At 61.2% G+C, this 23,609-nt stretch carries 14 protein-coding genes and 3 pseudogenes; 3 read left to right on the top strand and 14 right to left on the bottom strand.

Going from position 1 to position 23,609, the window contains the following annotated elements:
* Positions 1–13: 13 nt before the first annotated feature.
* The 5 genes from C4J87_RS12510 to C4J87_RS12490 all read right to left on the bottom strand — a co-directional run bounded on the left by C4J87_RS12510 (position 14) and on the right by C4J87_RS12490 (position 6,424).
* Entirely contained in the window at positions 14–1,354 is a 1,341-nt protein-coding gene (locus C4J87_RS12510) for a TolC family outer membrane protein (RefSeq protein ID WP_124367032.1), read from the bottom strand.
* 2 nt (positions 1,355–1,356) lie between these two features.
* The gene (locus C4J87_RS12505; protein WP_124367031.1) at positions 1,357–2,649 is read right to left on the bottom strand and encodes an HlyD family type I secretion periplasmic adaptor subunit; all 1,293 of its coding nucleotides are present in this window, start codon (positions 2,647–2,649) and stop codon (positions 1,357–1,359) included.
* Positions 2,650–2,740: 91 nt separating this feature from the next.
* Positions 2,741–4,483: a type I secretion system permease/ATPase gene (locus C4J87_RS12500; RefSeq protein WP_124367030.1), complete on the bottom strand. Its 1,743-nt coding sequence runs from the start codon at positions 4,481–4,483 to the stop codon at positions 2,741–2,743.
* A 103-nt stretch (positions 4,484–4,586) separates the two neighbouring features.
* Complete coding sequence (locus C4J87_RS12495; protein ID WP_124367029.1) at positions 4,587–4,943, bottom strand: protease inhibitor Inh/omp19 family protein; 357 nt, start codon at positions 4,941–4,943, stop codon at positions 4,587–4,589.
* 47 nt (positions 4,944–4,990) lie between these two features.
* Complete coding sequence (locus C4J87_RS12490; protein WP_124367028.1) at positions 4,991–6,424, bottom strand: serralysin family metalloprotease; 1,434 nt, start codon at positions 6,422–6,424, stop codon at positions 4,991–4,993.
* Between the two features lie 579 nt (positions 6,425–7,003).
* Between C4J87_RS12490 and C4J87_RS12485 the strand changes: the two genes are divergently transcribed.
* The gene (locus tag C4J87_RS12485; protein ID WP_124367027.1) at positions 7,004–7,276 is read left to right on the top strand and encodes a DUF1652 domain-containing protein; all 273 of its coding nucleotides are present in this window, start codon (positions 7,004–7,006) and stop codon (positions 7,274–7,276) included.
* Between the two features lie 137 nt (positions 7,277–7,413).
* On the opposite strand, the gene C4J87_RS12480 is transcribed toward C4J87_RS12485, so the two are convergent.
* Entirely contained in the window at positions 7,414–9,861 is a 2,448-nt protein-coding gene (locus tag C4J87_RS12480) for a UvrD-helicase domain-containing protein (protein ID WP_124367026.1), read from the bottom strand.
* Between the two features lie 217 nt (positions 9,862–10,078).
* Here C4J87_RS12480 and C4J87_RS12475 point away from each other — a divergent pair, with 217 nt between their 5' ends.
* Positions 10,079–10,774 (top strand): pirin family protein, encoded by a 696-nt coding sequence (locus C4J87_RS12475; RefSeq protein ID WP_124362832.1) that lies wholly within the window; start codon positions 10,079–10,081, stop codon positions 10,772–10,774.
* A 222-nt stretch (positions 10,775–10,996) separates the two neighbouring features.
* Here C4J87_RS12475 and pgm read toward each other — a convergent pair whose 3' ends face one another.
* The 4 genes from pgm to C4J87_RS12455 all read right to left on the bottom strand — a co-directional run bounded on the left by pgm (position 10,997) and on the right by C4J87_RS12455 (position 17,333).
* On the bottom strand, positions 10,997–12,640 hold the full coding sequence (gene pgm / locus C4J87_RS12470; protein WP_124362831.1) for a phosphoglucomutase (alpha-D-glucose-1,6-bisphosphate-dependent): 1,644 nt from the start codon (positions 12,638–12,640) through the stop codon (positions 10,997–10,999).
* Between the two features lie 109 nt (positions 12,641–12,749).
* Positions 12,750–14,153 (bottom strand): PLP-dependent aminotransferase family protein, encoded by a 1,404-nt coding sequence (locus C4J87_RS12465; protein WP_124367025.1) that lies wholly within the window; start codon positions 14,151–14,153, stop codon positions 12,750–12,752.
* 36 nt (positions 14,154–14,189) lie between these two features.
* A complete protein-coding gene (locus C4J87_RS12460) occupies positions 14,190–15,608 on the bottom strand; it encodes a hypothetical protein (protein WP_124367024.1) in 1,419 nt (472 codons plus the stop codon).
* Between the two features lie 702 nt (positions 15,609–16,310).
* Positions 16,311–17,333, bottom strand: coding sequence for a zinc-dependent alcohol dehydrogenase family protein (locus C4J87_RS12455; protein WP_124362828.1), 1,023 nt, complete (start codon positions 17,331–17,333; stop codon positions 16,311–16,313).
* A gap of 269 nt (positions 17,334–17,602) precedes the next feature.
* Between C4J87_RS12455 and C4J87_RS12450 the strand changes: the two genes are divergently transcribed.
* The gene (locus C4J87_RS12450; protein WP_124367023.1) at positions 17,603–18,517 is read left to right on the top strand and encodes a LysR family transcriptional regulator; all 915 of its coding nucleotides are present in this window, start codon (positions 17,603–17,605) and stop codon (positions 18,515–18,517) included.
* Positions 18,518–18,682: 165 nt separating this feature from the next.
* Here the strand turns inward: C4J87_RS12450 and C4J87_RS26685 are convergent.
* The 4 genes and pseudogenes from C4J87_RS26685 to C4J87_RS12440 form a co-directional block, all read right to left on the bottom strand.
* Positions 18,683–19,021 (bottom strand): annotated as a pseudogene (locus tag C4J87_RS26685) (ATP-binding protein); the annotation flags it as partial.
* A gap of 518 nt (positions 19,022–19,539) precedes the next feature.
* A pseudogene (locus C4J87_RS26680) lies at positions 19,540–19,828 on the bottom strand (response regulator transcription factor); the annotation flags it as partial.
* Between the two features lie 246 nt (positions 19,829–20,074).
* A pseudogene (locus C4J87_RS26675) lies at positions 20,075–21,124 on the bottom strand (sensor histidine kinase); the annotation flags it as partial.
* 1,294 nt (positions 21,125–22,418) lie between these two features.
* On the bottom strand, positions 22,419–23,516 hold the full coding sequence (locus tag C4J87_RS12440) for an ABC transporter substrate-binding protein (protein WP_124367021.1): 1,098 nt from the start codon (positions 23,514–23,516) through the stop codon (positions 22,419–22,421).
* Positions 23,517–23,609: the final 93 nt, after the last annotated feature.

Below are 23,609 nucleotides of genomic sequence, written 5' to 3'. Positions count from 1 at the left end.
GTTATTCACGCGCCTACAGCTTTCTCTCCGGGCCGAAGGCTTCATCCACCTTGGCCAGGTCGGTGTCACGCAAGTTGCCCGCGTAGTAGTGCAATTTGGTCCAGGCCATCAGGTAGTCGTACCGCGCCTGGGCTAGGTCGCGGCGGGTGCTGTAAAGCTGCTGCTCGGCATTCAATGCATCGAGGTTGACCCGCTCGCCGCCGAGGATGCTGTGCTTGGTCGACACCACCAGCGCCTCGGCGGAAGTCAGCGCTTTTTGATAGGCGCGCAGCTTGCTCACCCCGGACAGGCACGCGCTGAACTGGCGGCGCAGTTCGATCAGGGTTTCGCGGGTCTTGCCTTCCAGCTCGTACTCGGCCTGTTCCATGGCGCGGCTGGCCTGGCGCGTGGACGCCGAGATGCCGCCACCGGCATACAGCGGCACGCTGACTTCGACGCCGATGGTGTTGGTGTCGTAGCGCTGGTTGTAAGTGTTGCCGCTGTCGGACTCCTGCTTGCGCGAACTGGCGTACGCAGTGACCTTGGGCAAATGCCCGGCGCGGTTGCGTTCGACTTCATAGCGCGCCACTTCCAGGGCCTGGCGCTGGGAGGCGAGCGTCGGGTTGTTGCTGATCGCCAGCTCATGCCAGGTGTCATAGTTGGCTGGGGTCAGGGTGAAGGCGGCAAAGCCCTGGTTCAGCGGTGCCAGGTCGTTGATGTTGACGCTTTGCACGCCGATCAGCGCGCCCAGCTCGCGCAGGGACGCATCCTGCTCATCCAGGGCCTGGATCTCTTCGGCGGTGGCCAGCTCATAGCGTGATTCGGCTTCGAGAATATCGGTGCGGGTGCCCTCGCCTTGCTGGAACAGGTGTTGGTTCTGCTGGAACTGTTGCTCGAAGGCTTTTTTCTTGGCGCGGGCGATGTCGATCTGGTCCTGGGCGAACAGCGCCTGGGTGTAGTAGCTCAACACCCGCACCAGCAGCGCCTGGCTCTTGTCGCGAAAGCTCTCATCGGCAAACAGCGCTTGGGCCACGCCTTTGCGGTAGTTGGCATAGGCTTCGTAGTCGAACAGCGGCTGTTGCAGGCTGAAGGTGGAGCCGTAGCTGTTGTAGTTGCGGTCGTCGCGATAGCTGCCACCCCGCCCATCGGGCAGGTGCGCTTCGGAATTGTTGCGGCCCTTGTTGTAGTTGTACGACAGCTTGGGCAACAAGCCGGCGCGGCCGATGGTGCGATTTTCCAGGCCGGCGTCGCGCTCCTTGATCGCGCCGAGGAACACCGGGTCATTGCGCAGGGCTTGCTCGTACACATCGAACGGGCCCATGGCGGCGTGCGCGCTGGCACAGCTGAACAGCAAGGCGATGAACACAGGTTTCATGCTCATTCCTCGGTCAACGCGGAGCCGGCGCGGTCGAGCAGCGGCTTGAACAGGTAATTGAGCAACGAGCGCTCGCCGGTGCGCACGAACATCTCGGCGGGCATGCCCGGCTTGATCACCAGGCCGTGGAGTTTTTCCAGCGCCGCCTCGCTGACCGTGGTGCGCAGCACGTAATAGGGGGCGCCGGTCTTTTCATCGAGCATCTGGTCGGCGGAAATCAGGCTCACCTCCCCCGGCACGCGCGGAGTGCGGCTCTGGTTGAAGGCGGTGAAGAGGATGTCCACCGGCAGGTGCGTGCCGACCTTGTCCACCAGGTGCACCGGCAAGTGCCCTTCCACTTCCAGGCGCGTGCCCTGGGGCACGATCTCCAGCAGAGTTTCACCAGCCCGCACCACGGCGCCTTCGGTGTGTACGCTGAGGTTGACCGCGATGCCATCGGCCGGCGCGTTGATTTCGCTGTGCTGCAGGTCGAACCCGGCGGAGGTCAGTTGCTGCTCCAGGGTCAGGCTGCGCAGTTGCGCATCGGCCAGTTGGCTGCGCACTTCCTTCTGATATTCCTCGCTGTGCTGCTGCAATTTGAGGCGCGACTCGACAATGCCCTGCTCGACGCGGCCAGTCTCGCCGGCGTTTTGCGCCAGGTCCTGCTGCACCTGGGACAACTGGCGCTGGTAGTCCATCAGGCGGTTGCGCGGGATGTAGCCGTTATCGGCCAGGGGTTGCAGGTTGCTCAGTTGCTCACGCAGGGATTGCGCCTGGGCGCTCAGGTCAGTGCGGGCGCGGCGCATGCCGCCCAACTGCGACGTGGCGCCGTCGATGCTTGCACGGATGCCGGCCTGCTCACGGGCAAAGGCTTCGCGCCGACTGCTGAACAGTTGGCGTTGGCCTTCGAGTACCAGCGCCAGGGCCGGGTCGGGGTTGGCGCTCAGTTCGGCCGGAAAGCGCACGCCCGGCAGGTTGTCACGTTCGCTCTGCCAGCGCGCGGCGCTGGCCCAGGCCATGCGGTACTGGGCTTGCAGCGACTGCACGTCGGCCTGGTGCTGGGTCTGGTCGAGGCGAAACAGCGGCTGGCCCTGCTTCACGGCCTCGCCTTCGCGCACCAGAATCCGGCTGACCACGCCGGGGCTGAGGGTTTGCACGGCCTTGCGCTTGCCCGACACCACCACCGTGCCCTGCACCGGGATGCCTTGGTCCAGCGGCGCCAGGCTGGCCCAGAGGAAAAAACCACCGGCGCCGACCACGGTCAGCAGCCAGCCCATGCGGACGAAGAAACGTGCGTCGTGTTGTTCGTAAATCATGCAAGTATCCTTACTGCTTGACGCAAAACATGTAGGAGCGAGCTTGCTCGCGAAAAACCCACAGGCACCGTGTGTATCCAATCGGAGCGCGTCATCGTTGACGACTTTCGCGAGCAAGCTCGCTCCTACCGCCGGGTTTTTCCTTCGGTGCCTCTTGCTGCCCGGACAACGCGCGCAGCACTTCCTGGCTGGGTCCGAAGGCCTGCAATTGACCTTCGTTGAGGATCAGCAACTTGTCAGCCTGGGCCAATGCGGAGGAACGGTGCGTCACCAGCACCACGCTGCTGCCCTGGGCCTTCATCTGCACAATGGCGCTGGCCAACGCCGCTTCGCCAACGGTGTCGAGATTGGAGTTGGGCTCATCCAACACGATCAGCCGCGGGCCGCCATACAGTGCGCGGGCCAGGGCCACGCGTTGCTTCTGCCCGCCGGACAGGCCACTGCCATTGTCGCCCAGCAGGGTGTCGTAGCCTTGGGGCAGGCGCAGGATCAACTCGTGCACCCCGGCCTGTTGCGCCGCCTTGACCACAAGCTGCGGGTCGGCCTGGCGAAAGCGCGCGATGTTGTCGGCGATGCTGCCGCTGAACAGTTCGATGTCCTGGGGCAAGTAGCCGATATGCGGGCCGAGGTCGTCGCGGTCCCAGCGGTGAATATCCGCGCCGTCCAGGCGCACGGTGCCGGCCAGCGTCGGCCACACGCCTACCAGCACGCGGGCCAGGGTGGATTTACCGGAACCCGAGGCGCCGAGCACGCCCAGCACTTCACCGGCGCCGAGGTTGAAGTTGACGTGGTGCAGGGTCGCCAGGCGCCGACCCGGCGGGCCGGCGCTGACTTGTTCGAAGCTCACCTGGCCGTTGGGCGCCGGCAAGGCCATCTGCTCGGCCTGCGGCGGGAATTCGCGCAGCAGCTCGTCGAGGCGCTGGTAGGCCAGCTTGGCCGAGCTCCACTGCTTCCACACCGCGATCAACTGGTCGATGGGGCTGAGTACCCGGCCCATCAGGATGGAGCCGGCGATCATCATCCCGGCGGTCATCTCGCCCTTGATCACCAGCAGCGCACCGAGGCCCAGCACCAAGGATTGCAGGCAAAGGCGCAGGGATTTGCTAAGGGAGGTGATCACCGAGCCGGTGTCGCTGGCCTTGTTCTGCAAGCCGAGGAACTGCGAATGCACCGCGAACCAGCGCTGGCGCAGCGCGCCGAGCATGCCCATGGCCTGGATGGTTTCGGCATTGTGCAAATGGCTGGTGGCCAACTGAGTCGACTGTTGGGAATAACCGCTGGCTTCGCCCAGGGGCTTTTTGGTCAGGTATTCGTTGAGGCAGGCCAGTGCAATCAACAGCACCGCGCCGGCCGTGGCCAACACGCCGAGCCACAGGTTGAACAGGAAAATCACAAACAGGTAGATGGGAAACCACGGCGCATCGAAAAATGCGAATAACGCGGGCCCGGTGATGAACTGGCGAATATGGGTCAAGTCGCCCAGGGACTGCCCGGCGTGTCCCTGGCCGCGTTGCAGGTTGCGTTCGAATGCGGCTTTGTACACGCGCAAGTTGAACCGCCGCTCCAACTGGGCGCCGATGCGGATCACGATAAAACTGCGGATAACTTCCAGCAGGCCTATAAAGGCAAAGAATCCCACGACCATCAACGTCAACATCACCAGGGTGGTTTCATTCTGGGAGGACAGCACGCGGTCGTACACTTGCAGCATGTAAATCGAGGGCACCAGCATCAACAGGTTAATCAACGCGGTAAAACAGCCAACGCTGATCAAGATGCTCTTGTATTCACCCAGCGCCTTGAACAAGGGCGCAACGGTATGGGGCTTGGCCATATCTTCTTATCTTCCATGAACCCAAAGTACACGCACTAGTTGCCCTACCCCTGAATAGCGGGCGGCCAACTAACAAATGAAGTTATAAGCTTATAACCTGAAACTAAGGTGTACGTTGCAGCACCACAACGGCTCCAGATTTAGTGCGGGCCTGATATTCGCCTTCCTTCTGACGATTCAAGTGCGTAATGCCACTGCCTTCGGCATTCATCAGCCAGATACCGTCCGGCGTCGGCGACCACGTCAGCGGTTTATCGCCCAGCCATTGTGCGACACACGCCACATCGCCCCCCAGGCTGTTGGGCTGTTCGAGCAGGTCCAGCGCACACACCTGGTCATCCTGGTGCAACTGCCAATGCCCCGCCAACTGTGCGGTAGTGGGTAAAACAAGACTGCTCGCCATTGCATGGGCTCCTGCCGACACGATCAATAGGGTGACCCCTTTGGAAAAACGCTGCATTGCCTGGCTCCATCCTGGAACGCGGCGCCGGAGCGCCGCGCTTTACATCACGCCACGATGTCGCTGGCAGCCGCCTGGCCAACGGTGGTGACGAGGAAATCCGCCACGCCGTGCCCGGAGAAGTCAACGGCCAACGTACCCAGGTTAGTACCTGATGCGTAGGACAGCACCGCGTCGCCGGCATGCCCGGTAAACGCGTTGACGAAGCTCACGCCCGCGCCTTTGGTGATACCGGACAGGTCGATCTTGTCCGAACCTGAGGTGAAGTCAAAGATCTTGTCCGCCGCCCCTTGTTTGGAATCGGACACGGCACCGAACACAAAGGTGTCGCTGCCGGCGCCGCCCCACAGTTGGTCCGCACCGCCACCACCGTAGATGAGGTCGTTGCCGGCCCCGCCCTTGATGAGGTTGGCGGCCTGGTTACCAATGATCAGGTCGTTGCCCGCGCCACCGAAGGCGTTCTCGACCGTCACGCCCTTGGCGATGGAAACGTTGCCCACCAAGCCGCCGACATCGGAGAACGAGGTTGCATTGAGGTTGATCTTCTGGTTTTGCGTGAAGCCGGAGAAGTCCAGGGTGTCATTGCCACCACCGTCCCATACCGAGAACACCAGCTTGTCGGCATTGGATGTGGCGCTGAGGAAATCACGCCCGGTGTTGGAGTTGAAACCGTAGGTGGTGTCACCGGCGCGGGTATTGAGGTTGGCACCGTAGAGCTTCTGGATCGCGGCAATATCGTCGATCAGCGGACCGGAAGCGTAAGCCTCCACTCCGCCTTTGCTGAAGTTCTGGTTGGTGTTGCTCTCGCTCCAGTAACTCATGACGCTATAGCCACGCGTGTCCTGTCCATAGGTCGCGTCGTTATAGGTCGGGTTGCCATTCCCGGCGTTGTAGTCGCCAGGGTGAGCCAGGCCCAGGGTGTGGCCGATTTCGTGAGTCAGGGTCTGCCGGCCATAGTTGTTCAGGTCCGGGGTCTTGTTCGGCGTGTAGCTGTTGTTGGTCAGGTACCACGAGGTGCCGTCGTAGCCTGCACCGGTGCCGGGCAGGTAGGCGAAAGCCGCCGCGCCATCCTGGCCGCCGCTGTAGTTGCCGAAGGTCATATGTGCGTCACCGCCGGAAGCCTTTTCGGTAAAGGTCACGTTGGCAACATCCGACCAGGATTGCATGGCCAGTGCGGCCTGTGCTTTCTGCTGGGCGTTGAATTGGCTGAAGCCCGAGATGCCATGTTTGTTCATGGTGCTCGAGGATGCCGAGGTGAGGAAGGTGTAGGTCAGATCGATCTTGCCGTTGCCATCAAAGTCCCGGTAGGCGGCGCCATCCCGCAGCAGCTGGGTCGCTGCCTGGTCCACGCTGTAGGACGGTTTGCCATTGACCGTCAGGTTGCCGCCACGGTCATACAAATGGCTGAAGCTATCGATTTGCGAGTAAGCAGTGCTGGCTTGCGCGGCAGATACAATAGCCTTGTCTTTTACTTTTGACATAAACGTACTTCCTTGTTTGCAAGTGCATCAGTCTTTGTTCGATAGGAACCTCGCGGGCGAGGATAGTCCTATCACTCACCTCTTTTGAAGGCGTAAGAAAACTGACACAATTTGAAATCTTTCGTCTACACATATTTCAGCAGCGAAAAGCTGACCCGCAGGCAACTTGGAGAAGTCGCGCGCCGCGTTTGTTGGGGACGGATGTATTTGAACGACCAAATAGCCCAAAGTGATATTTAAATATTAAATACCCATAAGCCGCTCTAGTTGAGCGCCGTATTTAATGGATCCAATATATTGTCACGGTGTCATTAGCGACATTAAAGAGCCACTACTTGTAAGTAATAGACTCCGCTGTCCCCTTTTTACCGGGACATACGCTCGTTGTTTATCCACACATTGGGGCATGACCTGGACACCCTGGGGTTTGGGACATGATCCAGGTCAATGTCCGTTCAAAGAACCGCCGAACGGGCCTGAAAAAGTCGCGCCGTGCTTGCGAACGAATGCTATTTTGAGGGTTCGATGCCATGACTAGTGAAGGTCCTGGCCCCTGCCGCGAGCTAAAGGAAGCGCTCAATGAACAAGGTAGGCAACATGAACAAAGTGACATTCCCCAACGCCTGTCAACTGATGCGCTGGCATTTTCATCCGATGGGCTTCGAAGGGAGCATGGACGCCCCCGGCAGCATGGTTGCCCGCCTGTTCGACCGGGCCAGCGGCGAGACGCTGATCGCGATCGCTGGCATTCCCTGCGCTACGGTGATGAACGCCGCTGACGTGGAGCGCATCATCGAGGCGGTGGAGGCTGAGCTGGAGTGTTTTGTGCCGCCTCTGTCGTTGCGGGCCTGAACGATTGCCCCAAACCAGTGAGATCCAACTGTGGGAGGGGGCTTGCCCCCGATAGCGTTGGGTCAGTCATTACAAGGTCGAATGACACCGCAATCGGGGGCAAGCCCCCTCCCACATTTAGATCGCCTTCATGCCGATTAACCGCGCTGATCGTCGAAAAACACTTTCTTGCCGTCCACCCGCTCCGACGCCTTTGGCACATTCACCGCCTGGCCTTCCGCCTTTTCCACATACCAATAACAGTGGCTGACCGCGCGAGTGATGCCGACGTAGGCCAGGCGCAGCACTTCGTCTTTTTGGGCGTTGTCGTACGCCTCGCTGTCGCCGTCCCAGCCCAGGCCCGCCATGCGGTAGACCTGGTTCTTGTAAGGCGAGCTGGTCAGGTGTTGGCAGTCCCCGAGTAGAAACACCGCATCCGCCTGCAGGCCCTTGGCGCTGTGGTAGGTCAGCTGTTTCAGCCTGCGCGCCTGCGGTGGCAAACTCGAATCCAGATTAACTACTGCCTGAATATGCTCTTGTATCAACAGTTTATCGCTGCTTTTTCGATACAACATTAATACTGTATCGCCCCGCTGATAGTGCTCGCTCAACTGCCGGGCCAACGCCGCGTCGTCGCGCTCCAGCACCACCACGGGCACCAAGGGCCTGGGCTCGCCAGCGGCCTTCGCCTTCTTGCCGGGAATGGCCGGGGCACTGCGTACGATGTGCTCGGCAGCGTCGATGATGTGTTGGTGGCTACGGTAATTCTCACTCAGCATGACGCGGGTGGTGCTCGGCGAGGTGAACTCCTTGTTGAATTCCATGAAGTACTTGGGCGAGCTACCGCGCCAGCCATAGATGGACTGCCAGTCATCCCCTACGCACAGCAACGATGAACGCTGCGCCCCGCGACCCACGTGCATGGCCGGGCCACGGCTGCGGATCTCACGCAGGCTGGCGCGGATCCACGAGACGATCTGCGGTGACACGTCCTGGAACTCGTCGATCATCAGGTGCGACATCGGCCGCAGCAGCGCGTCGCTGAGCAGCTTGAGGTTCTCCGGGGTGTTTTCGCCAAACAACGAAAACATGCGGTTGTAGGTCATGATCGGCGGCGATTGCTCAAGCAAGTGGTCTTCCAGGGCTTTCCAGAAAATACCCAGGGCCTCGAAGAACAAGCGGTCCGGATCGTCTTTGGCGAAGCTCATCCGGCCCACGGCGGTGGGCACATCCAACCCGAGGTTCTCGATAAAGCCGGCGGCCATGACAAAGCTGTCCAGGAGCGGCGCCGAGGCAAGCTCGCCCTTGACCTTGTAATCAAACCCGGGCCCGGCCGTGGCATCGCCCGCCAGGCCACTTAACAATCGTTTTGAAGAGTCATAGCTTTCTATCCATATCAATGGTTTACGACAGAAAGCTTGAAACAGCGTGCGCTTTACCGCCCACTCTGCGCGCACGGATAGCTTGGCATTTGGCCGGCTGATCTGGGGGTTTTCCCGCGAATCGAAGCCCAGCACTACCCAGGCGTCCAGTTCAGGGATATAGCCATGGCAATGAAACTGCGCGCCATTGATTTCGAACGTTTGCCGGCTCGGTTCGATGCCCTTGATGGGCCAGGCGCCAGCACGAAACCACAGGTCCTCGATGACATCACAGAGTTCTTCGTCACGCTTGGCCGCCAATTCCGTGACCGCCACGCGCTTCTGCACATCGGGATGATCACGCTCCAGTTCCTTAAGCTGCAGCCCATGGCGTGCCAGCGGTGCGATCAACTCGCGAAAACGCGCATGGCGGCCGTGCAAGCGGTGGTAACACGCGTTCATCTGCTGGCGCTGGGCGTCGTTTATGCGCAGGTCGAACGGGTTGCTGTCGGCATCCTCGAACCCGGCGCTGAGGTTCTCGAAGGCTTGCAGTCGCTCAAAGCCCGGCAGGCTGCGCACCATCGGCAGGATGCGTGAGTGAAAGGTGCGCACCACCGCCTGGGCCTCTTTATGGTCAAGGGGTTGGCCCCATAAGCTGAGAATGTGCATGAGCTTTTGGATGAAGTCTTTGCGCGATTCGCGAGTAAAGGTCACCACGGTCATCGAACTCAACTCGAAGCCCAGGTAATAGGTGAGCAGCAGGATGCGCAGCACCAGAGAGGTCGACTTGCCCGCACCGGCACCGGCAATCACCGAAGTGGACGGCGTATCGCTGAAGATCATCTTCCACTGCGCCGCACTGGGCTGGGCGTGTGCCGGCAGCAAACGTGCGACGTCGGCCTTGATGCGCTTTTTTATGTCAGCCGTGAGCGGCAATCGCCAGTCATCGAACAAACTGTCATCAATGCCTGGCGCACGGGGTTCATCGGACCGGAAATCGCGGATCAGCAGGACTTGCCGGCCCTCCTCCAACCCGTCCGCCTTGCCCTCGCGGTAACCATATTCCACCCCGGCTTCATGCCCGCTGCGAAAACCGTCGGCCTGGCCATGCAACCACGAAAACCGGTGCTGAGCGCGCAAACGCGTGAGGCCGTGGCCGAACAGGCGCGCGGCAAGCCGTTTCAGTAGCGGCATTTCAGCCAGGGGGCGCAGTTCAGGGGGCAGATCAGGCTGTGGGTGCGGCACGCGGACTCCTGCGATGAGCTAGGTTTTTACAGTGCGCCATGGTCGCCGGAATTGCCGCTCAGTTCCAGCCAAATGCTTTGATCTCATGCAGTTAGGCGATGAAGTGAAAGTTGATACCTGAGATAAACATCAAATAAACAGATAGGAATTAGGCATTTTTTACGCTTTTTATCGATCATGCACTGATGGACCATAGGGCTATCCACAGGAGACGATCATGCTTGAACTTCGACCCTTCAACACCCTGGGCGGCGCCCACCATGGCTGGCTCGACGCCCATCATCACTTTTCATTTGCCGAATACCATGACCCCGAGCGTATGCACTGGGGCAACCTGCGGGTGTGGAACGACGACATCATCGCGCCGGGCAGCGGCTTCCCGCAGCACGCACACCGCGACATGGAAATCATCACCTACGTGCGTGAAGGCGCGATCAGTCATGCCGACAACCTGGGCAACAAGGGCCGTACCGAGGCTGGCGACGTACAGGTGATGAGCGCTGGCACCGGGATCGCTCACAGCGAATACAACTTGGAAGCCACGCCGACCAAGATCTTCCAGATCTGGATCATCCCGAATGAGGCCGGCCTGCCGCCCTCCTGGGGCGCCAGGCCGTTCCCGCAGGGTGCGCGCGAAGGCTTCGTGACCCTGGCCAGCGGCAAGGCCGGAGACACGCAAAGCCTGCGCATTCGTGCCGATGCACGCCTGGTGGCGGCCAATCTGAAGGCTGGGGAAAGTGCCGAGTATCGGCTGGACAGCGGGCGCCGGGCGTATCTGGTGCCGGCAACGGGGACGATTGAAGTCAACGGCTTGCGTGCGCAGGCTCGAGACGGGGTAGCGGTTGCGGATGAGCAGGTGTTGCGGGTGACGGCGATTGAAGACAGCGAGATTGTGTTGGTTGATCTCGCCTGATCTCAAGCCTTGTTGGATGCCAGTCAGTTAAGCGTACACCACCGTCTGTAGGAGCGAGCTTGCTCGCGAAAAACGTCAACGATAACGCGTGCTTTCTGAATGAACGCGGTGCCTGTGAGTTTTTCGCGAGCAAGGGCTAGCCGCCCGCCTCGTTCCTACAAAAAGCCTTAACTGACTGGCATTAGGGCAAGCCCCCTCCCACATTAGATCTCAGGGTGTCAGTTACTGGGAGATCGCTCCGTCTACCAGTACCTGAGCCTCTTCCACCAGCTGCTTGAGGTGATCTTCGCCGATAAAGCTCTCGGCATAGATCTTGTAGATGTCCTCGGTGCCCGATGGACGGGCGGCGAACCAGCCGTTTTCGGTCATCACTTTCAAGCCGCCGATCGCCTGGTTGTTACCCGGCGCGTGGCTGAGGATCTGCTGGATGCTTTCGCCGGCCAATTGCGTGGACGTCACCTGCTCCGGCGACAGTTTGCCCAGCAGGGCTTTTTGCGCTGGCGTGGCTTTGGCATCGACGCGGATGGCAAAGGGTTCGCCGAGGGCGTCGGTCAGGCCGCGATAGATCTGACTCGGGTCCTGGCCTTTGCGCGAGGTCATTTCGGCCGCAAGCAAAGCCGGAATCAGGCCGTCCTTGTCGGTGCTCCAGACCGTACCGTCCTTGCGCAGGAACGAAGCCCCGGCGCTTTCTTCGCCGCCAAACCCCAGCGAACCGTCAAACAGACCGTCAGCAAACCACTTGAAACCCACCGGCACTTCGTACAAACGCCGACCGATGCGCGCGGCGACGCGATCGATCAGGCCACTGCTGACCACGGTTTTGCCCACCGCCGCATCGGCGCGCCAGTCAGGACGGTTCTGGAACAGATAATCGATGGACACCGCCAGGTAGTTATTCGGCGCCAACAGCCCGCCGGACGGGGTCACGATACCGTGACGGTCGTGGTCCGGGTCGCAGGCAAACGCCACATCAAAGCGCTCCTTGAGGCCGATCAGGCCTTGCATGGCGTAGCTGGAAGACGGGTCCATGCGGATCTGGCCGTCCCAGTCGACGCTCATGAAGCGGAAGGTAGCGTCGACTTCGGTGTTGACCACCTCCAGGTTCAGCCGGTAGTGCTCGGCGATCGCCGACCAGTAGCGCACCCCTGCTCCGCCCAGCGGGTCGACGCCCAGGCGCAGGCCGGCGCTGCGGATGGCGTCCATGTCGATCACATTGACCAGGTCGGCCACGTAGCTGTTGAGGTAATCATGCCGGTGCGTGGTATCGGCCTTCAGCGCCTGGGCATGGGTGATGCGCTTGACCCCGGCAAGCTTGTTGGCCAGCAGCTCGTTGGCCTTGGCTTCGATCCACTTGGTGACGTGGGTGTCGGCCGGGCCACCGTTAGGCGGGTTGTACTTGTAGCCACCACTTTGCGGCGGGTTGTGGGACGGCGTGATGACGATACCGTCCGCCAGCCCGCTGGTGCGGCCACGGTTGTAGCAGATGATCGCGTGGGAAATTGCCGGCGTGGGTGTGTATTCGTCGCCCTCGGCGAGCATCACGTGCACGCCATTGGCGGCGAGCACTTCCAGCGCGCTGGCGCCGGCCGGCGTCGACAGTGCGTGGGTGTCCAGGCCGACAAACAACGGGCCGTCGATGCCCTGGGCCTGGCGGTACAGGCAGATGGCCTGGCTGATCGCGAGCACATGCCATTCGTTGAAGCTCAGCTCGAACGAGCTGCCACGGTGCCCGGAGGTACCAAAGGCCACGCGCTGGGTGGAGATCGCTGCATCAGGCTGGCCGGTGTAATAGGCCGTGACCAGTCGCGGGATGTCCACCAGCAACTGGGCTGGCGCCGGCTTGCCCGCAAAAGGACTGATAGTCATGCATAAACCTCGAGAAAAATAAGGATTCGGAAAAAATGACAGTTTACGGTGACTTGGACTACGGCGCGACGGTATCGATCCAACAACTAATACAGAAATTTCATACGCGTCAAATCTGCGCCTGCTGCAGTGCCTCGGCCAATGCGTCCAAGGCGATGTCCAGGTTCGGATGCCCGCTGAACGCATGCCCCAGGCGCATATGCTGGTGATGCAGACCGCTGAGACTGAACAGCTCACCGGGAGCGATCACCACCTGCTGCGTGACCATGCGCTGGAACACATGGCGCATGTCCACTGCCGCCGTCGACTGCAACCAGAAACTCGCGCCGGCGCCGGGCATCCGATAGCTCACCCGCCCCTCCAGACGTGCATCCAGGCGCAGGCCCATGGCCTGTGCCTGCTCACGCAGGCGCTGGCGTAACGTCTGCACATGTTGGTCATACCGTCCGCTTTCGTACAAGCGGGCAATGGCGCGCTGACGAATCGACGACAACCGGAATGCACGCAATAAAAACTGACGCTGCAGCTCGCGGCTCAGCTGCCGCGACAGTACAAAACCAAACGGTGCTTCCGGGCCAAGGATCTTCTCGAATGAGGAGAAAACTATCAGCCGTTCAGGGTCGACCAGGTGCCGCAGGGGCACGGAGGACGGTGCGAAGCTCAGTTCGCCAAAGGTGTCATTCTCCAGCAGCCAGCAGCCGAATCGGTCCAGCAACTGCGCCACCTGCAAGCGCTCCTGAACCGACAACACGCTGCCCGACGGCATGCTCACCGCCGATGACAGCACCACCAGGTGCACCGGCTCGTGGCTGAGCAGGTGTTCAAAGGTGCTCAGATCGAAGCGGCCGTCGGCGAGCCAGGGCAATTCGATTACCCGCACGCCGGCCCCCTGCAACAGGCGCAAGACCAGGTAATCGCAAGGTGATTCGGCCACCACCACGCTGCCCTTGAGGCCCAGGGCGTCAATCAGGATCTCCAGGACGCCACGCACGTCGGCGCCGATATACACCTCATCCGCCTGCCAGCAGCGCGTGGGCGATGAGGTATAACGTGCCGCCAGCGCCGCGCGCAGCTCCCAGACGCCGCAGGGTTGCGAGTGGGTTTGCAGGTGGTGTGGATAGCGGCGGATCAGTTGGCGCTCCAGTGAAAGCAACGCACCATCGAGTGAGCCCAGCAGCGCCGGTTCGTCGCCACTGAGTACCACCATGCCAGGCCGCCGCGCTGCCGCGTAAAGGCGCTCAAGCAAGTCCCCACTCGTGGCCACTGGCGCGTTGGCGGCCACCGGCCAGGCAAAGTAGCCGGACTTGGCCACCGAGTAGATCCGCCCTTCCTTTTCCAATATCGAGTAGGCGTACTGGATCGTCGAGATCGACACCTTCAAGCGGGTCGACAACTGCCGCAGGGACGGCAGCTTTACCGGTTTTTCCAGGCTGACTTCGTTGATCAGGTTGATCATGTAGCGATACACCGCCTGGTAGGCAAAATCCGCTTGCCGCTCCCCGCGCAGTTTCATGAGCGCCCGCCCGGGTTCGCACGCACAGGCACGCGGCTAACGCCCCGACACTTGCGCAATCTGCGCCTGCGCCCCACGCCGTTTGCGCGCCTGGGTACCACGACCCGCCTGCTGAGGACGCTTGCGGTACAAGTTTTGTAACAGAGGCAATGGCAGGCCACTGGTGTCAATCAGCCACTGCTGCAGCATCTCTGCGGCGGGCTTGCCCTGCAGCGCCTTGTGCAACTCGGGAAGCCCCACCAGCATGCCGGGGTGGCATTGGCGCAGGTAACCCTCCAGGCGCTCGCCATGATGGATGAAGGGCGAGAACAACAGGCAAGTCAACTGGCCCTCGTCCAGGCCGAAGAATTCCTGGGCATAGGTCGTCGACAATATGCGCCCATCGTGGCCGCCCAATGCGTCGATCAAGGTGTCTGGAATGTGTCGACGGCTCATCGCGTCCCTCGCCTGCCGCACAAAAGCCTCGACGCCTTCGCCGTAGGACAGCTCACGCAGGCATTGGGCCTGCAACCCGTGCAAATGCGCCATGAGCAACGGGTTGGGATAGTCAGGATGACTGAAGTGAAAGCCGAACGGGTCCGGTTTGTGGGCCAGGAACTCGGTGAGCAGCGGTGACGAGGCAACGTCGACCTCGTCGAGCAGGTCGGCAACCCCGATATAAGCCACATGGCGGTGCCCGCCACGGCCCGGGCTCTGGGCCTCCACGTATTGCTCGCCGTAGAGGTCACGGTAGCAACCGGTACTCCATTCTTCCATGCGCGCAAACAGAATGTTGAGCGACGCGGGCCGGCGCGGCGGGACAGCGACACCCGCAGCCAGGGCCGAACGCTTCAGCCAGGCCAGGTATTGGCTTTGCTTGCGCGCAGAGTCGCCGCTGACCAGCGCATGCACGCCGCCGTTCCACGTGCTCACACGCTGGTAGAAATCCCCCAGGGCCAGGTAAGTGTCAGTGCACAGCGTGGCACGCACGTCCCCGGACGTCAGGTGCCCGATCATTAGCCGGTCGCGTTGGTTGACCTCACGGCCGGCGCTGGAAGCGGGCCGCTGATGATTGAAAGGCTGCACCTCCTGATTTTCCACCATCAGCACCTCCACCCGAGGGTCATCGTGAAAAAACAGCGCGCTATAGCCCTCATTCAGCCTGCCCAGTGTGGCCTGGGTCATCCCTGCATGCCGCAGCGTCGCCACGCGCAGGTGAAAGGTCTTGGGCGTACGGCCGGCGATGCTCAACTGCGCCGCGCGCAGCAGCGCCAACGTATAACTGCTGACTTCGCCGCCGCCGTGGGCGATCAATACTTTATAGTTACCCACATGTTCCATGCCGCCTGCCGCCACCACGATTCGCTGGATCAACAATTGAAGTGCAGTCCGTTCGGCGCGCGTGAAGTGCCCCATCAAACGTTGTAGAACTTGCTGATAAACATAGTTCATGGCTTGTTCGTGAATTGCGCTCATTGTTCTACTACCTGAGTTGAAATATCAGTTTCAAGCAACTCTGCGACGTCGTTGCCTGACCATTACATCTGTACGTCGGTCTTGCGCGGCAGGGCATAAGAATGATTAAACATTAGCAGCCTGCAACAAAATTACCGGAGCGGACACCTGAGTCGCGGGCAACCCATCCCACAGACAGACGCGCTAACCCGCAGTCGCGTGTGCTCAAGTGGCAGCTCCTAGGAATGTTCCGACACTATCCTACAGCGCGTTAACTAATTAATTAGCGAAACCTCCGACAAATAATAAATCACCCACTTAATCTGGCCTCTTGCAAGAAGAAGGGATGTTTCGAACGTTTTTTTCGACGGGCAAGGTAACGCCTCGTTAGTTTGCTGATGCAAGACAGTAATGTCGGGCAGCTGATCATTGCTCAATCCTTGAGATGATGGTTAAGCCGCAATTATCGGCACTCAACTAATGATTAATAGATACAGAACCGCGCAGGAAAGCAGTTCAGATGATCTGCGGCGCGAACTTCAGTGACGCCCACACAACAGCGCCGCGCTGGATTTCAGGGCGGCATAAGGGCCAAAGGTATTGTTTGCAGGGCGCAACGCCCTCGGAGTGGCTCAACCCGATCGTGGGTTAAGCCCTGACAAATGGCGCATCTGCTGCATCCGCGCAGACGCTGGAGTATTCATTTGCGAATACTCCTACAGCTCAAACAGCTTCAACCTGCAACGCAACTCGTTCGCGGCACGGGCATTCGTCCATATAGCGGTGGGCTTCGACGAATTGACTGAACGGAAACACCGTGGTTTTCAACGGCACCAGTACCCGGTCGGCAGTCAGTTGGTTGATATCCCGCAAGGCGCGCTGCAACGCAACCTGGTCCTGAATGATGCCCAACTCCGGCTTGCCGGTGAAGTTGCCGATGCAATGCACGAAAAACTGAATATTCTTCTGGAACGCGGCGCAGGCCGGAAAAGGTGTCTGGTTACCGCCTTGCAGGCCATACAACACCAGGCTGCCACGCGGCGCCAGCACATCACCGAGCAGCGACATCTGCGGCCCGCCCAGGCCGTCGAACACCACATCGACGCCACGGTCACCCGTGATTTTGTTGATTTGCATGAGCAGGTCCTGCTCTTCGGTGACGATGACCTTTTCCGCCCCCAACGACAGCAGGTATTCACGCTCCGCGCTGTCTTTGGTCGCGGCAATCACCCGTACCCCCAAGGCTTTGCCCAACTGCACGAACGAAGGCCCGGCGCAGTGGCTGGCATCGGTCACCAGAGCAAATTGCCCAGGCTTGACCCGCGCCAGGTCCATGTAGGCAAAGTAGGCAATCAGCAGCGGCGTGTAGTGCACGCTCGCTTCAATGGGGCTCAAGACATCCGGGTAACGGGTCAGGGCCGAACGGGGCAGGACGATCTGCTCGCCATACACCGGGTAATCGTTCGGGCTTTCGGCAGGGAAACTGGCGACCTTGTCGCCCACCGCCAAGTCATCCACGCCGTCGCCCAGGGCGACAACCACGCCGGCCATTTCATGGCCAAGGCCAGACGGCAAACGCGCATGGGACGACGCCAGGTTCTGGCGCCACAAAACGTCGTACCAGCTGATACCAATCGCGTCGACACGCACCTGCACTTCGCCCGGTGCGGGCTGCGCGGTTGCATGCTCTTCGCATTTGAGCACCTCGGCCGGACCAAACTTGTGAAAACGAATCGTGCGGGACATCGCAAACCTCGTCAAAGTAACCTCTAATGCCATGAACTCTATCTGGGCTTTCCCGGTAAGACCACCGGTCGCCATTAATAGTCGACATGTCTGTCATTGATTCCGCATGTGAGGCATAGACCTCAGCTATCGTAGGAAAACTCAATTATCTTGTGCAGAGTACCAGCCTTTCCCCGTAAGATTCATGCCGGTCATGCTTCTGAACGGAACCTTGGAGGTTCTGGATATGGCCGCTCTCGTCAAGTTCGCTGACTCTTCCAGGACACAAGATGAACCGTAACGACCTGCGTCGTGTCGACCTTAACCTCTTGATCGTATTTGAAACCTTGATGCACGAGCGCAGCGTGACCCGCGCCGCCGAGAAACTGTTTCTCGGCCAGCCGGCCATCAGCGCGGCCTTGTCACGCCTGCGCGGGCTGTTTGACGACCCGCTGTTCGTACGCACCGGGCGCAGCATGGAGCCAACGGCCCGCGCAGTGGAAATCTTCGCCCTGCTCTCCCCGGCCCTGGACTCGATTTCCACCGCCGTCAGCCGCGCCGCCGAATTCGATCCAGCTACCAGCACTGCGGTATTCCGTATCGGCCTGTCCGATGACGTGGAATTCGCCCTGCTGCCGCAATTGCTCAAACGCCTGCGCGCCGAAGCCCCCGGCATCGTGCTGGTGGTGCGTCGCGTCAACTACATCCTGATGCCCGGCTTGCTGGCCTCCGGCGAAATCTCCATCGGCGTCAGCTACACCGCCGACCTGCCGGCCAACGCCAAGCGCAAGGTCCTGCGCCGCAGCCTGCCGAAACTGCTGCGCGCCGACAGCGTACCCGGCCCACTGAGCCTGGACGACTTCTGCGCCCGCCCGCATGCCTTGGTCTCGTTTGCCGGTGACCTGAGCGGGTTTATCGACGAAGAACTGGAAAAGCTCGATCGCAAACGCCACGTCGTGCTGGCCGTGCCGCAGTTCAATGGGCTGGGCACGTTACTGGCGGGCACCGATATCCTCGCCACCGTACCGGATTATGCGGCTGAGGCGCTGACATCAGCGGGTGGTTTGCGAGCGGAAGACCCACCGCTGCCGGTGCGTTCGTTCGAGCTGCATATGGCGTGGCGTGGGTCGCAGGATAATGATCCGGGGGAGCGGTGGTTGCGGTCGCGGATTCAGATGTTTTTTGGGGACCCCGATAGCCTGTAATGGAATTCCATCAAAGTCCAAAAAAGCCTTTATTAACATAAGGTTATGGCGAAATTTAATTCATTCACGTCCGCCCAGTTCCACTGGATTCCAGAGCCCATGGGGGCAAAATTTTCCTTCTCTGGGCAGGCTGGCACAGCGTGTAATCCATTTTCCCGCTGTTCATCACTGACTCAGCGAAGCATCAATGGGGATATCCAAGGTAAACGTGGCGCCTTGTCCGGCGCCGTCGCTGTGTACAGTCAAGCGGCCACCCATTTCCTGCGCAGCCAGTGCACAGCTGTGCAGGCCGAAGCCGTGGCCCTCTTTGCGCGTGGTGAAGCCATGCGAAAAGATCCGCGCCAGGTGTTCTGGCGTAATCCCGCTGCCGTTGTCGGTCACCGAAATACGCAGCCCTGATGAGTCAACGAGGGCGGTATCGAGCGTGACGCATGGGCTGCGATCGGCCACGCCTTCCACCGCGTGCTTGGCATTGCTGATCAGGTTCACCAGAATCAGCAGCACACGGTGGCGGTCCAGCGCGAGCAGAGGCACATCGGCAATTTCCTTGACCACCGTCACCCCCTGGCGCTCCAGCGAGCCGGCGCTCATGCGCAAGGCATCATCGATTAACGCGGTGACCGACACTGTCTCCACGACACTGACAGCAACGGCATAGGACTGCTGGGCAGCGACAATGGTTTTGATGTGGTCAATGCCCTTGGTGAGTTGCCCGAGCTCTTCGACAATGCCTTTTTGCTCTGCCGTCACCACCTGCGCCAGCTTGAGCAGGTAGTCGGGCAGCATCTTGCCTTTGGGGTCCTGGGTAAGAAAATCGCTCAGGTCGTTGACGTGTTCGTTCATCAGTTGAGCGACCTTGCCCAGGCCATGGACTTTGGATGCGCGCAACTGGTTGCTGACCAGGTCTGCCGAGACGTTCACGCTGTTGAGGACGTTGCCGACGTTGTGCAGCACAGCCGTGGCGATTTCGGCCATGCCCGCCTGGCGGGATTTGGCATGCAGTTCGCTTTGCACCTGGCTCATGCGCAGCGCCGCGCGAACGCGAGCCTTGAGCTCCAGCGGCGAGAAGGGTTTGGCGATGTAGTCATCGGCGCCACTTTCCAGCCCTGAAACGCAGGCGTCACCGCCGCCGCGGGCGGTCACCAGGATCACGGGCAAATGGGCAAAACCGGTGCTGGCCTTGATTCTGGCGGTCAGGCCGAAGCCGTCGAGCAGCGGCATCATCACATCCGAAACGACGACATCGATCGGTCGACGCTGCAGGAGCGCCCAGGCCTGCTCTCCATCCGTTGCGGTGGCGACACTGTAGTCGTCGTGCAAAAGCTCGGTGAGATAGCTGAGCATTTCCGGGCTGTCATCTACCACCAGCACTCTGGACCGCGAGGCGTGTTCCGGGTGCTGCTCCTCGCCTGCGTCTGGCGTTGGAGCGCCCTGGTGGCCGTCGTCAAAACGCAGGTGGCGCTGCTCGGTTGAGCTTGTTGTGCTCAGTGACGCTTGCTCGTACAGAGTGCCGCCTTCGGTCGCTACCCTGTCTTGCTCGGCCCCCAGTGGAAGTCGAACAAAGAAACACGAGCCCCGTCCGGGCTCGCTGTTGACGCCGACTTCGCCGCCCATCAATTCGACCAGATCCTTGACCAGGGCCAGGCCGATGCCTGTGCCGCTGTAGTGGCGCGTGGCGGAATTATCGATCTGGGAAAAGCGCTGGAACAGCAGCGGCAGTTTGTCGGGCGCGATGCCAATCCCCGAGTCGTGCACCGCCAGTTCAAATCGCTCGCCATCGATCGGCGTCACTGCCAGGTGCACCGTGCCGCCAGCGGGCGTGAACTTGATGGCATTGCTCACCAGGTTGAGCAGGATCTTCTCGAAGTGTCGGGGGTCCAGGAACACGGTGCCGAGCGCGGGGTCGATGCTGCAGGTCAAGGTGCAACCCTTGCCCTCGGCCACCATGGCGGCATCCTCGGCCAGCACCCCCACCGCTTTGTTCAAATCAACCGACGTTGGACACAACTCAAACTTGCCCGCTTCAGCCTTGGAGAAATCGAGGATATCGTTCACCCGGTTCATCAGGCGCAGCGCATTGCGTTGGGCGCGCTCGATCTGCACGCGCCAATCCACGGGCGGGGTGGCCGCCGCCGAGAGCTGCTCCAGGGGCGCGAGAATGAGGGTCAGGGGGGTGCGCAATTCGTGGCTGACCGTGGCCACGAAATCGCTCTTCGCCTGGTTGGCCGTCTCGGCCTGGTTGCGCGCATGGATAAGTTCGACGGCCTGCGCTTCCAGCACTTCGGTCTGTTGGTGCAGCGTATCGGTGCGTTCGGCGACCATTCTCTCCAAAGAGGCCTGGACTTGCTGTCGTTCGGTTTCGGCTTCGGCCTCCAGCACCCGGATGCGCAGGGCATTCTCCTGGAACACCCGAACGGCGCGGGTCATGATGCCAATCTCGTCGCCGCGTCCGACGCTGGCGATCTCGGCGTGCAGGTCGCCGGCCGCAAGCCGACGCATGACCGAGGCCAGCGCCACGATGGGCTGCGCGACAAATCGCGACGTGCTCCAGGCAATGGCGCCAGCCAGCAGGATGGCGACGGTAACCGCAATGATCGTCGCAAGCATGCCGCGATCATTGTGGACCAGGGCGTCAGCGCGCGCTTGCCCCGCGAAGCGCGCAACCAACAGGCCGGCGCTGCGGGCCTCGTTGCGAACCTGGTCGCGCGCGTCGCTCAAGGCGTTGCTCGCCTGATGGAACCTGGCGAATGCCGCCCGGTAGCCGGCAATCTGCTCGTTGACAGTCAGCGGCGTAGCCGTGGCTTGCAGCCCCACGGAGGAAGGAAGCACCCGAGAGAGACGGAGTAGCTCGTCCAGAAGGGTGCCGACGGCGCCGGCGATCTCGGCCGACGGTGACAGACGAAACGACAGGGTCTGCGCTTCCAGGGTCGCCACACGCTCGGCGAAACGCTTGGATAACGCCGCTGCATTGTGCAGCAAACCGGTGGCTGCCTGAATGTCGCTGGCCTCATGGGCAACGTCCCCTTCCACATCACTCAACAGCGCCTCGAGGCGCCCGGCCACATCCCCCACGGCGGAGAGATGCCGCAAAACTTCCTCTGCGCGCAGCCTGGGTGCCTCGCCAAGACGCTCTATCGTCACACTGGCAGCCGCGAGCGCCGCGGCCAACTGGTCGAGGACCTCGCTCTCCTGCGACGTCCCCATCACCTCGCGCAACTGTTCGACCAGGGGCTGGAGTGCCGCGCAGGCATTACGCACCGCAGTCGCGGCGACCCCGTCACCGGTCACCAGCATCCTGGCCACGTTGGCGGTGATGAGCCGTTCGCCGTTGCGCAGGACATCGAGGATGCGGTGGGCACTTTCGATGTTGCTCACCCGCGCCTGGTGCTCAACGGCGCGAGCGTCGACCGCCTTCAACCCAGCGGCGATGCCCTGTTCGACGAGAGTCGTCGCCTCTCGCATCCGGCCGTAATGGGCGGTCATGTTCTCCGTTTCGCCATCCATGGTCAGGCTCGCCGCGCGCAAGGCGGCGATCGCGGCGGCGAGCCGCTCCAGACTGCCCTTGAGCGATTCCGCCTCGGCCAACGGAATGGCGGTGAGGCCAGCGATAGCCGTCACCACCCTGCCCTCGGCCTGGGACAAGCTTTCCTGATCGCGGGTGGCAATGAAGTTTTCCACCCGCCCGGTGGCCGCGTTGACCGACGCCAGAATTTCTGCGGAATGACTGGCCGAGTCCACCGCGCGTACCATGCCTCGCAGGCCGTAGAGGTTCACCAGAGACACCGTCAACATCAGGAACACCAGGGCGGCGACCGCCAAGCCAATTTTGACGGCAATGGGCCGATCACTGACGGGTTTGAATATCAACATGGCGCCCCGCAGCCGCGCCCCCCGCCCGCCACTACTTCGCAACTTCCGGCAAAGGTGCCGGCGGCGCCGTGTGGTTGGCGGCCGCGTCGATCATCGCCGCAACGGAAGCCTGGCTGTAGAGAGGATTGGCGGCGCCGCCCACCGGCATGCTGGCGAGCCAGGCGTCGAGGTCTTTCGCATCGATACGCACCAGCGGTACTTCGACGAACTTCGGCACCTGCTTGCCCGCCAGCACCTGCTGGGCCACCCAGAACCCCACCTGGGAGACACTTGGAGAAGCGGAAACGGAGACGGTCTCGTAGCCGTTGGCATCGCGCTCCTGTTGCCACAGGGTGAGTTCGTCCTGACGATTCCCCATCACGATGATCGGCAAAGGACGCCCCGCCGCCTTGAACGCCATGGCCGCGCCATAACCGTCGCCCCCCTGAGTAGCAACGGCATCAATGTCGGGCAGCGATGGCAACGCCAGCGCCACCTCCTTGCGTGCGACAGACTCCGTCCAGTTCCCGTACACGGTCTTGGCGAACCTCAGGCCCGGATAGTCACTGGCGGCCTTGCGAATGCCGTCGCTGATATTTTTATCGGTGGCATCGCCGGCAATGCCGCGGATTTCCAACAGTGTCCCTTTGCCCTTGAGGCGCTCGGCAATGTAATCCACTTCCACGCGGCCCATGGCGGACCAGTTGTAGTCCACCGTATAGACACAGGGTTCGGTGACCAGGCTGGCCATGACCACCACCACGATGCCGGCGTTGCAGGCATCGCGGATCACCCCGTTGAGGGCCGTGTCGGACGCGGCCAGGATGACGATGGCGTTGACGCCGTTGACGATCATCTCCTGAATATGGGCCGCTTGTTCCGAGGCCGAGTTATTGGCGCTGACCACCGGAGCCTCGCGGATCAAGCCTTCTTTTTGCGCCTGGAGCGCAATCTCCTGCCAGTTGCGCACCATCACCTTGCGAAAATCACTGCCTGCGTAGGAGTTGCTGAAGGCAATGCCATAGCTTGCGGTAGGGCCATCGGCGATACCACCGTCGCCGGCCTGGACCGGGTTGGCGGCGATCATCATCAGCCCACCCAGGCAGCCGGCGAAGCGCCACATGATTGTGTGGATCGGTTGAGCCTTCATGCCGTCCTCCATCGCGCCTGGGATTGACCCACAGTCATCCCTCTACACCTGCCGACAGCCTGTCGATGAAGCCATTTCAGCGGGCCGGACTGC

It is taken from the genome of Pseudomonas sp. R1-43-08 (assembly GCF_003852255.1).
Taxonomy (GTDB): domain Bacteria; phylum Pseudomonadota; class Gammaproteobacteria; order Pseudomonadales; family Pseudomonadaceae; genus Aquipseudomonas.
The sequence above is the reverse complement of the archived record's forward strand: the minus strand, read 5'-3'. Positions and strand labels throughout refer to the sequence as shown.

Coding starts and splice junctions, on each gene's coding strand:
- C4J87_RS12440 (WP_124367021.1), bottom strand. CDS start 23,516: ATGAAGGCTCAACCGATCCACACAATCATGTGGCGCTTCGCCGGCTGC.
- C4J87_RS12505 (WP_124367031.1), bottom strand. CDS start 2,649: ATGATTTACGAACAACACGACGCACGTTTCTTCGTCCGCATGGGCTGG.
- C4J87_RS12500 (WP_124367030.1), bottom strand. CDS start 4,483: ATGGCCAAGCCCCATACCGTTGCGCCCTTGTTCAAGGCGCTGGGTGAA.
- C4J87_RS12490 (WP_124367028.1), bottom strand. CDS start 6,424: ATGTCAAAAGTAAAAGACAAGGCTATTGTATCTGCCGCGCAAGCCAGC.
- pgm (WP_124362831.1), bottom strand. CDS start 12,640: ATGACTATCAGTCCTTTTGCGGGCAAGCCGGCGCCAGCCCAGTTGCTG.
- C4J87_RS12455 (WP_124362828.1), bottom strand. CDS start 17,333: ATGTCCCGCACGATTCGTTTTCACAAGTTTGGTCCGGCCGAGGTGCTC.
- C4J87_RS12495 (WP_124367029.1), bottom strand. CDS start 4,943: ATGCAGCGTTTTTCCAAAGGGGTCACCCTATTGATCGTGTCGGCAGGA.
- C4J87_RS12475 (WP_124362832.1), top strand. CDS start 10,079: ATGCTTGAACTTCGACCCTTCAACACCCTGGGCGGCGCCCACCATGGC.
- C4J87_RS12450 (WP_124367023.1), top strand. CDS start 17,603: ATGAACCGTAACGACCTGCGTCGTGTCGACCTTAACCTCTTGATCGTA.
- C4J87_RS12460 (WP_124367024.1), bottom strand. CDS start 15,608: ATGAGCGCAATTCACGAACAAGCCATGAACTATGTTTATCAGCAAGTT.
- C4J87_RS12485 (WP_124367027.1), top strand. CDS start 7,004: ATGAACAAGGTAGGCAACATGAACAAAGTGACATTCCCCAACGCCTGT.
- C4J87_RS12510 (WP_124367032.1), bottom strand. CDS start 1,354: ATGAAACCTGTGTTCATCGCCTTGCTGTTCAGCTGTGCCAGCGCGCAC.
- C4J87_RS12465 (WP_124367025.1), bottom strand. CDS start 14,153: ATGAAACTGCGCGGGGAGCGGCAAGCGGATTTTGCCTACCAGGCGGTG.